Source organism: Photobacterium sp. OFAV2-7, assembly GCF_022347985.1.
Taxonomy (GTDB): Bacteria; Pseudomonadota; Gammaproteobacteria; order Enterobacterales; family Vibrionaceae; genus Photobacterium.
On the sequence record NZ_JAKRFQ010000094.1, the window covers coordinates 1 to 9650 of the forward strand.

The 9650-nt window shown below is 48.6% G+C and carries 7 protein-coding genes; 2 read left to right on the top strand and 5 right to left on the bottom strand.

The window, feature by feature from the left end:
- The first annotated feature begins 194 nt into the window (after positions 1-194).
- Positions 195-383, top strand: coding sequence for a DUF4250 domain-containing protein (locus MHN01_RS08025; RefSeq protein WP_075763343.1), 189 nt, complete (start codon positions 195-197; stop codon positions 381-383).
- Positions 384-406: 23 nt separating this feature from the next.
- On the opposite strand, the gene metR is transcribed toward MHN01_RS08025, so the two are convergent.
- Entirely contained in the window at positions 407-1318 is a 912-nt protein-coding gene (gene metR / locus MHN01_RS08030) for an HTH-type transcriptional regulator MetR (RefSeq protein ID WP_239410860.1), read from the bottom strand.
- Positions 1319-1593: 275 nt separating this feature from the next.
- On the opposite strand from metR, the gene metE reads away from it, so the two are divergent.
- Complete coding sequence (metE, locus tag MHN01_RS08035) at positions 1594-3891, top strand: 5-methyltetrahydropteroyltriglutamate--homocysteine S-methyltransferase (protein WP_239410861.1); 2298 nt, start codon at positions 1594-1596, stop codon at positions 3889-3891.
- Between the two features lie 123 nt (positions 3892-4014).
- Here the strand turns inward: metE and MHN01_RS08040 are convergent, their stop codons facing one another.
- The 4 genes from MHN01_RS08040 to MHN01_RS08055 all read right to left on the bottom strand — a co-directional run.
- Complete coding sequence (locus MHN01_RS08040) at positions 4015-4452, bottom strand: META domain-containing protein (RefSeq protein WP_239410862.1); 438 nt, start codon at positions 4450-4452, stop codon at positions 4015-4017.
- 333 nt (positions 4453-4785) lie between these two features.
- Positions 4786-6405: a mechanosensitive ion channel family protein gene (locus MHN01_RS08045; RefSeq protein WP_239410864.1), complete on the bottom strand. Its 1620-nt coding sequence runs from the start codon at positions 6403-6405 to the stop codon at positions 4786-4788.
- A gap of 84 nt (positions 6406-6489) precedes the next feature.
- The gene (locus MHN01_RS08050; RefSeq protein ID WP_239410865.1) at positions 6490-6867 is read right to left on the bottom strand and encodes a hypothetical protein; all 378 of its coding nucleotides are present in this window, start codon (positions 6865-6867) and stop codon (positions 6490-6492) included.
- A gap of 256 nt (positions 6868-7123) precedes the next feature.
- Positions 7124-9650: efflux RND transporter permease subunit (locus MHN01_RS08055; RefSeq protein WP_239410867.1), on the bottom strand; the 2527-nt coding region annotated here is incomplete at its 5' end.

Consider the following 9650-nt stretch of genomic DNA (forward strand, 5'->3'; position numbering starts at 1 on the left):
TTGGTTGCCTCGTCCTTGCTGGTGGCATCCGGCAGTATGCAGTTAATGCTATTCTAGCGACATCACATTATTGTGCATTTTCTATATAAGCCCTTCCATTTGGAAGGGCTTTTTGTAGCAGGCTAACGTGGAATGACTATGCTTATCTTTAGGTACAGGCACTGTTACCGTTGCTGTTGAGCTAAGGGGTGAGTATGGAAATTAGTAATCTACTGAATATGGATGGCAATATCGTTCTTGGCATTGTGAATGAACGGCTACGGCTTGAATGCTCGACTATCGAAGAGCTGGTAAGTCGCTATGAGCTGGATAACGATGAATTGAATGAGAAGATGGAAGCGCTGGGTTATCACTACGATCCCATCTCAAACCAGTTTAAATAAAAGCCGAATAGCAACTTAACGCTTTAGGCGCTTTTAATTCCCTCAAGGTGGGTTTGGCATTGCTGCTTGGCGGTTGCAAAAAACGCCTGTAGGTAATGCCTTTCCCGCTCTGAAGCACGGATAGCTGCAAATAGCCGTCGCCATAGTCCCTCCCCAAGCGGTTTGCTTACGACCAGCCCCTGACGGGCAAAATCATAAATGGCCCAGTTAGGCAAGGCTGCCACCCCCAGTCCGGCCGACACCATCTGGACCAGCATCAGGGTATTGTCAGCTTGTTTCCAGTTTTCTGGCTCGATATCTGCCGGCTGCAAGAAGTGTTTGACTACATCCAGGCGACCTTTTTGGACCGGGTAGCTGAGCATAGTCTGGTCAGCGAGATCCTGTGGCGAGATATAGTCTTTATTGGCCAGTGGTGACTGCGGGGAGACCACCAGGCGCATTTCAAAATCAAACAAGGGTTCGAAGTGGACTTCACTTCTGGCCTGAATGTCTGAGGTGATCACTAAGTCGAGTTCGCCAGCACTTAACGCCGGCAGAGGCTCGAAGCCGAATCCTGATGAGAAATCCAACGTCACGCTAGGCCAGTGGATCTGGTATTCCTTCAGGGCTGGCATCAACCATTGAAAACAGGAGTGACATTCAATGGCCATGTGCAAGCGGCCGTTGGCGTCTTCTTTCAGGCTGGCAAGTTCGTGCTCGGCTTTGGCGATGCGAGGGATCAAGTCGTCAGCGAGTTTGAGCAGGATCTCGCCTTCAGCTGTGAACTTTACCGGCCGGGTTTTTCTCAGAAATAGCTGACCGCCGAGTCGCTGTTCGAGATCTTTCAGTTGGTGAGACAGGGCGGACTGAGTCAGACAGAGCGTATTGGCTGTCGCTGTCAGCGAGCCAGTATCCCGTAGGACTGATAATGTTCTTAAGTGTTTAATTTCGATCATGGCTTCCTTTACCGTCCTTGTCGCAGATGACTCATCGCTCTCGTTATCCTTTGAAATTCAGCGAGTTTCCTAACGCCGTCCGATGAGCTGATAAGATCAATGTACCTGTAAAAAAGAGCAGTGTAAACATCTAGACGGCCAAATGAGTTTGTTGTATGAGACCTGATGATTATTAAATTTTTTCATAATCACTGTGAATTATAAGAAATTGTTCATGTGTCGGGGTTAAGTCATTGTTTAGTCATCGACAGTTACCAGCACAGAGAGACTGCAACATGACAACTCAAAATAAAACCACAACCCACATTCTCGGCTACCCGCGAGTAGGCAGCCAGCGTGAGCTCAAGTTTGCCCAGGAAAAATACTGGCGAGGTGAAATCGACCAGAAAGAGCTTAAAGAGGTAGGCAGCCTGCTGCGTCATCGTCACTGGGGAGACCAGGTCGGTGCCGGTCTGGATTATGTTTCGGTAGGGGATTTTGCCTGGTATGACCATGTGTTGAGCACCAGCATGCTGCTTGGCCATATTCCCAAGCGTCACAATAATGGTTTCCCTGACCTAGATACCCTTTTCCGTGTTGCACGCGGTAAGGCACCAACGGGCTGTGCCTGCGCGGCATCGGACATGACGAAGTGGTTTAACACCAACTATCACTACATTGTGCCGGAGTTCAGTGCCGACGATCAGTTCAATGTCAGCTGGCAGCAGTTATTCGAAGAAGTGGCAGAGGCCAAGAAGGCCGGTCATGACGTCAAGCCTGTGTTGCTTGGCCCCGTATCTTATCTATGGCTGGGTAAAGAAAAGGAGCCAGGGTTCGACCGTCTGTCACTACTGCCTCGTCTGCTGACAGCTTATCAGAAAATCCTCGGTAAGCTGGCAGGGCTTGGCGTAGAGTGGGTCCAGATTGACGAGCCGGTGTTGACCCTAGAGTTACCGAAAGAGTGGGCAGATTCATTTAAACTGGCCTATCAGGTGTTAAACGGCAGTACTAAGCTACTGCTGACCACGTACTTTGACAATATTACTCACCATCTGGATAAAATTGTCGCGCTAAATGTCGACGGTTTGCACATTGATTTGTCAGCGTCACCGGAGCAGCTAGGTGACGTTGTAGCGGCACTGCCACAGGAATGGGTACTGTCAGCGGGGGTAATTAACGGACGTAATGTATGGCGAGCTGATTTGGCGCAGCTACTGTCAGTCTTGCAGCCAGTTAAAGAGCAGCTAGGCTCGCGCCTGTGGCTGGCAAGCTCTTGTTCTCTATTGCATAGCCCAATTGACCTTGACCTGGAAACAGAGCTTAAACCTGAAGTACGTCAGTGGCTGTCATTTGCCAAGCAAAAGTGTCGCGAGGTGACATTGCTGGCTCAGGCGCTTGACGGTAGCGAACTGGCCCAACAGGAGTGCTTGCAATATAGTGCGCCAATTAAGGCCCGTGCAACCAGTGAGTTGGTAAACAATGCAGAGGTGCGCCAGCGGACAGCGGTAATTACGTCAGCATTGGCAGAGAGAAAGGCGCCTTATGCTGAAAGGGCGAGGCAGCAGCGAACAGCACTTAATTTACCATTGTTACCGACCACAACTATTGGCTCTTTCCCTCAGACGAATGAGATCCGTACCCAGCGACGTGATTTTAAAGCCGGGCGACTAACGGAAGCGGAGTACAATACCGCACTGAAAGGGCATATTGCTGATGCAATCGAGCGCCAGCAAAAGCTTGATCTTGATGTGTTGGTACACGGTGAAGCCGAGCGTAATGACATGGTGGAATATTTTGCCGAGTTGCTGGAAGGTTTCGCTGTTACACGCTTTGGCTGGGTACAGAGCTATGGCTCCCGCTGTGTTAAGCCGGCTGTTATTGTGTCAGATATCTACCGTGCCAAGCCGATGACAGTAGACTGGACGTGTTATGCCCAGTCGCTGACGAACAAACTGGTGAAAGGCATGCTCACCGGACCGGTGACGATTCTAGGCTGGACTTTCCCGCGTGAAGATCTGACGCGTGAAGAGGTGGCGAACCAGATAGCGTTGGCACTGCGTGATGAAGTAGCAGATTTGCAGTCTGCGGGCATTAAGGTGATTCAGATTGATGAGCCGGCGATTAGAGAGGGACTGCCGCTGAAAGCCTCGCAATGGCAGGCATATCTGGACTGGGCGGTGAATGCGTTCAAGATATCTGCCGCCAGCGCGGAGCCGCAAACGCAGATCCATACTCATATGTGCTACAGTGAATTCAACGATATTATCGAGTCTGTGGCGGCTTTGGATGCCGATGTGATTACGATTGAAACCTCTCGTTCTGATATGGAACTACTGAAGGCTTTTGAAGAGTTTGACTATCCGAATGAGATTGGCCCTGGCGTCTATGATATCCATTCACCGAATATTCCTGAGGTAGAGCACATTACCCAACTGGTTGAAAAAGCTGAAACGCTCATTCCTGCAGAAAGGCTGTGGATTAACCCGGACTGCGGACTGAAAACCCGTAACTGGGAAGAAACAGAAGCAGCGTTACGTAACTTGGTGACAGCCGCGAAATCACTGCGTGAACAGTGGCAGGCGAAAGCGGTATAAACACAAGTTGTTCATAAAACATTGGCCTGTAGGCGATAGCTAAATAAAAAGAGCGCTTTGCGCTCTTTTTGCTGTTATCTATTACAGCCTTTATGAGGGCCGCCTTGATGGCAGCTCGGGGGGTTATTGCGTTTCAGTACGCTTGAATGTCAGCGTGTGGTCGGCATTAGTCAGCGTAAGCTCATTGCCTGTAATGCTGGCATCACTCCATTCCATCAGGGTGCTGCTCATGATTCTTTCCATTTCCATTGCAGGTTCCGGGCAGGCCATCATGGTCATTCCCATTTTTTCGACACGTAGTTTACCGTCTTTAAGCTCTGCCTGACCGAAGTAGCGGTTACAGCCCGAGTGGCCGTTGGCAGCCAGGTCGGTGCCTAGCTCAAGATTTGGTGCTTTAAATGGCTCCGGTAGGTCAATCGCTTTGTTATCGACTTTGGTCAATACCCAGTTGTGGGTGGCCAAATCGGATTCGGCGATGACATGTGTATTGCTGCTATTGTTGGCCGCGCAGGCTGCAAGAATAACGGGTAAGGCTAAAATGGCTAGATAACGCTTTCTCATAATATGATTCCCGGAGTTTAATTTTTATACTGCGTTCATTCGAACATAAGCTTCCTGAATCTTAGGTTAATCGCTTATATTATCAATTGTACGCCGTTTCTTATTGATATGACTCGACTATAGACCAAGAGTTCAACTTCGTGAATACATCGCAACATGTATTGTTTAGAAATAACATAGGAATAGTGAGTACCCATAGATTTATAGCGAATAGTTTGCCAAATGTAACCCTGTTTTCTGTTAGGTGGATGTCATTTTATCCATAAAAATAGAGGGATAACTTACTACTTCATAACGACTATCCATTCACTAAATAAGAATCCCGGCAATATATTAGTCTTTTTTATTATCGACCATATGTAGATGTACATCTTGCTGCGGGAAAGGAATGGACAACCCTTCTTTGTCAAAGCGTATTTTTACCTCTCGGGTAATGTCCCAGTACACATCCCAGTAATCTTCTGTCTTTACCCACGGGCGAACAATAAAGTCGACCGATGAAGTATTGAGGGTCTGAAGCTTAATTGTTTTTTCCGGGGAGCGGAGTATCGCCGGGTGCGCATCAACGATGTCGTTCAGTACTTGCTCGGCATGTTCGACACTGTCGTTATAGCCAATCCCGAAGACCATATCGACACGGCGGACGCGCTCGTGGGTGACATTCTTTATGGTGTCGCCCCAAATTTTGCTGTTGGGGACTATCATGATCTGGTTGTCGAAGGTCTTTATGGTTGTACTGACCAGGCTCATGTGGCTGACTTTGCCTGAGACGCCGCCGGCCTCGACAAAATCTCCGACATCAAAAGGGCGATAAATTAACAACATCATGCCGGATGCAAAATTAGACAGGGTATCCTGAAGTGCAAAACCGACAATGACACCGGCAACCCCGAAACCGGTCAGTATTGGGGTCAGGTTGAGGCCAATTTGCGACAGGGCAATCAACAGGCCGATAATGAAGACCCCCTTGCCGCTCATTGAGATAAAGAAGTCCTGCATTAACTGGGACATACGCAGGTTAGGTGAGGATACCGCCCGGGTAACCATTCTTCGTGTCAGATTCTTTAAGATCCTGAAAACAAAAATAATAAAGGCGAAAATAACCAGCTTGAACAACACCTGAGGGGTATTGTCGACCAGCCACTGGCCAATACTCTTTACCCAGCTGGAAAACAGGGAAATAAGTACTTTGGGTTTCAATAAATCGTCAGTAAGAGTACCGGTGACTTCGAAGACTTGCTGGGTATACTGGGTGGTATCGATGTCCATTTTATCGGCCAGTTCGACGAGAAACTTCAGATTATCGATATCACTGGCCACATTGCGCTGAGTTAGCAGGTGTTGTAGCTGGAGCGAGGGCTTCTCGCCTTCAGAAGCTGTTTTTAGCTGTTTGAGTAGCAGGGCTTCTTGTTGGCTATTGAAGGAGAGTGAAGCCGACATAAACTCCAGCCGGTGGCTGATATCTTCGACGAGGGCATCCGCACTTTTTGGATCAGGTGCGCCAAGTAGTTCAAGCCATTTATAATTTACCCATTGCTCTCCTAGCATTCGCGTGTAGAAGCGTCGGGCCTCATCAAGGCTTTTTTGGACGGATAGCTTTTCTTCCTGAGAAACTTCGTCGAGTTTTTTCTCCTCAGCTGTAATTTTCTCTGCCAGGAAGTCAGAAGCCTGGGCGATAAAAGTGACCTGCTGGCTGACATGCTTGAGCAACATAGGAACGGTTTCGTCAGTTCGGCTGTCGATGAGCCCCTGGATCACGCTGCGCAGCTCGTCGTTTTTATTGAGTAGCTGCATTTCAACGACACTTCTGGCCGATCCGCTTTTAGTAAGAGATTCCTGGTAGAGGGCGGCAATTTCCTGATCAAGTAATGCCAACTTTTGTGCTTGTTCGTCATGTTGTTCTGCCATCACTACTGAAGAGATGAATAGCAGGATGATCATCAGTATGCGCATGTTACGGCTCACTCTTGCTAACTGATTGGTAAAAAGCAGCGAATCAAATTGATTGCTGAAACTATCGGGATATAACTATTAACATTAGGCGATGTCTTGTTGACATAAAAAACGATGCTGAGGGAATTGCCAACACCAGTCCGGCATATATTTTTCCTGGTTAAGGATAACTGTCATGGGGTGCTGGCGGAGACTCAAAATGTAGATTAGGGCGTTATAATGCTGGCGGTCGCAGATGAGGGTATCGCAGGCCGAGGCAACAATGGTGTCGGCCATAAGCTGTCGATTAACATCACTGGCTTTGTAAAAAGACACAAGCTCATTAAGCTGACAACTAGCCATCAGCTGTCTGGCAAGAGATAGGGACGATTGCAATATACCTACTAACCTGGGCTGATTTTCCTGGTTGGCGAGCAAGCGAATCCAAGTTGTTGTCTGAGAGAACTCATTCCCTTTTTGCATCACATCACCTTTCCATTCGGCAAGCTAATAAATTGCTCTAAATACATTAAAAATAGTCAATATTGATGACTTTGAAAACAGTGTTTTTATCTTAGGGATGCGGTTTGGGAATATTGTCAGCAGAGGGTCAAATGATTTGAATAAAAAAGCCCATAACACTTGCATGAGTCAGCAAGGGCTATGGGCAAAGTAGCGAGGAGCAAAAGCGTGTGTTAAATGAACACACAAGTTAGTACTCTTTGTTATGGTCTTTTTGTTAGGCGGTAACAGGAGCCTCCTGGGCTAAAGTCGGTTGTTTGGTTTTAGTCGGAATACGGAAAATCAACGTATAACTAACCGGCAAGACGATCAGTGTCAGCACGGTGGCAAAGCCAAGACCAAAGATGATAGTGACTGCCATTGCCACAAAGAACGGGTCAAACAGCAGCGGGATCATACCGAGCATAGTGGTAATTGCTGCCATGCCGACCGGTCTGACACGGCTTACCGAAGAGTCAAATACAGCGTCATAAGGTGACTTGCCTGATTGAATCTCGGCGTTAATTTGGTCGACCAGAACAATGCCGTTTTTGATGATCATACCGCTAAGGCTGAGCATACCGAGGATCGCCATGAAGCTCAGTGGCGCATCAAGCAAAAGCAGGCCGGATGCAATACCAATAATCGCAAGGGGTACGTTGAACCAGATCACCAGTGGCTGCCTGACTGAGTTGAACAGGACAACAGTGATCAGAAACATAGCCAGGTAGCCCATCGGCAAAGAGCTAAAGATACTTGCCTGCGCATCGCGTGAGGTCTCGTACTCGCCACCCCATTCAAATGAATATCCGTCCGGCAGTTCAATTGCCTCGACTTTGTCGCGTATCTTGCGATGAACTGAATCGGCGGTTTCGCCGCTGCCAAGTACCGGATCAGCAAACACGGTCAGCATACGTTTACGGTCACGACGCATGATAATAGGGTTTTCCCATTCGGTATCGAAAGAGGAAACCAGTTGCGTCACAGGGACAAACGTATTGTTTTCACCACTCCAGACCTGCAGTTTAAGCAAGCTGTTTGCATCAAGGCGTTCTTGCTCCGGCGCTCGGGCCATGATCGGCATCAGGTGCGACTGCTCCCGGTAGGTACCGATAGTTTTGCCGCTGAAGTTGATAAGCAGGGCTGTATCAAGATCCTGTTTGCTGATACCGACTTCGCGAGACTGGGCCAGATTCAGTTGAGGACGAACTACTGTTACCTGATTACGCCAGCTGTGGCGGATATTCTCGGCCATTGGTTCAGCCAGGAAGATTTGCTCAGCCTGATGGGCAAGCTGTCGCAGCACCTGAGGATCTTCACCATAGAAACGCGCTTCAATTTTAGCCGCTGGTGAAGGACCGTTTTCCAGCAGTTTTACTCTGAATTCTGCTTCTGGGTAGCTTTCACGCAGGTGAGCCGTCAGCTTCGGCATATTTGTGCTCTGTGTCTCCAGGCTGTCCATCTCGATGATGAGCTGGGCATAGGCGTCGTAGCCTTTTTCCGGAACATAAGGTAATACAAAGCGTTGTGCACCCTGGCCGATAACCGATGTAAGGTTGACCAACCCGACTTTGTTTTCTTTCTCGTAGCCCAAAATTTCTTGTTCAACGTTAGAAACAAACTTTTCTGTTCCACGAATATCAGTTCCTTCCGGCAGCCAGATATCAACAAAGAAGATCGGTGTGTTCGATGGCGGGAAGAATACATTCTTCACATGTCCCATTCCGATAACAGCGGCAACCAGCATCGCGATGACCAGAGCAAGCGTAACGATACGGAATCGCATTGCTGTTGTTAGCAGGCCACGATAAAGATTAAAGAACCAACCACGATACAGTTCTTGTGGCTCGTCGCTGACTTCTCCGTCCTTAAACAGAAGGTGACAGAAGAAGGGAGTGATGGTGATAGCCGTGATCCAGCTGATAAACAGGGAGATCAACAATACCTGAAACAGTGACGCACAGAACTCACCCGTTGCATCCTGAGACAAGCCAATAGGGGCAAAGGCAATAATGGCGATGATTGTTGCCCCGAGGAGCGGCCACTGGGTTTGCTTGACAACTTGACCGGCAGCCTCGAAGCGTGTCTGGCCTCGCTGGATACCTATCAGGATCCCTTCGGTTACAACAATCGCATTATCCACCAGCATGCCGAGAGCGATAATCAATGCACCCAGCGAGATGATTTGCAGCTGTATGCCGAGGACATTCATCACGATGAAGGTACCCAGAATAGTCAGCAGTAACACCACACCCATTAGCAGGCCCGAGCGCAGACCCATAAAGACCAGCAATACAACGATAACAATAGCGACTGACTCGGCCAGGTTAATCAAAAAGCCGGTAACAGAGACTTCAACCACTGCACCCTGGTCATAAACGGTATCGAGAACCATACCCAGCGGCAATTGTGACTCAAGCTCGGTGATCTTGGCCGATACGGCTTTCGATACATCGACTACGTTGACACCTGTGGTAAACGAAATGCCCAATGAAAGCGCATCTTGGCCCATGTTGTGATAAAGCAGGGTAGGGGTTTCTGTTGTTGTTTTGTATACCGTGGCAATGTCGCCCAGGTAAACCAGATCGGCACTGCCCGGTGGGCTGACCAGCAGACGGTTCATTTCACTGACGTCATCGAACTCACCGGTTGGGTGGATACGAATTCGTCCGTCACCAATACGGATTTTACCGGCATTGGAGACCACGTTCTGGTTTTGGATCTGGCTGTATATATAGTTCTGGTCAAGCCCAAGCGCAGAGAGT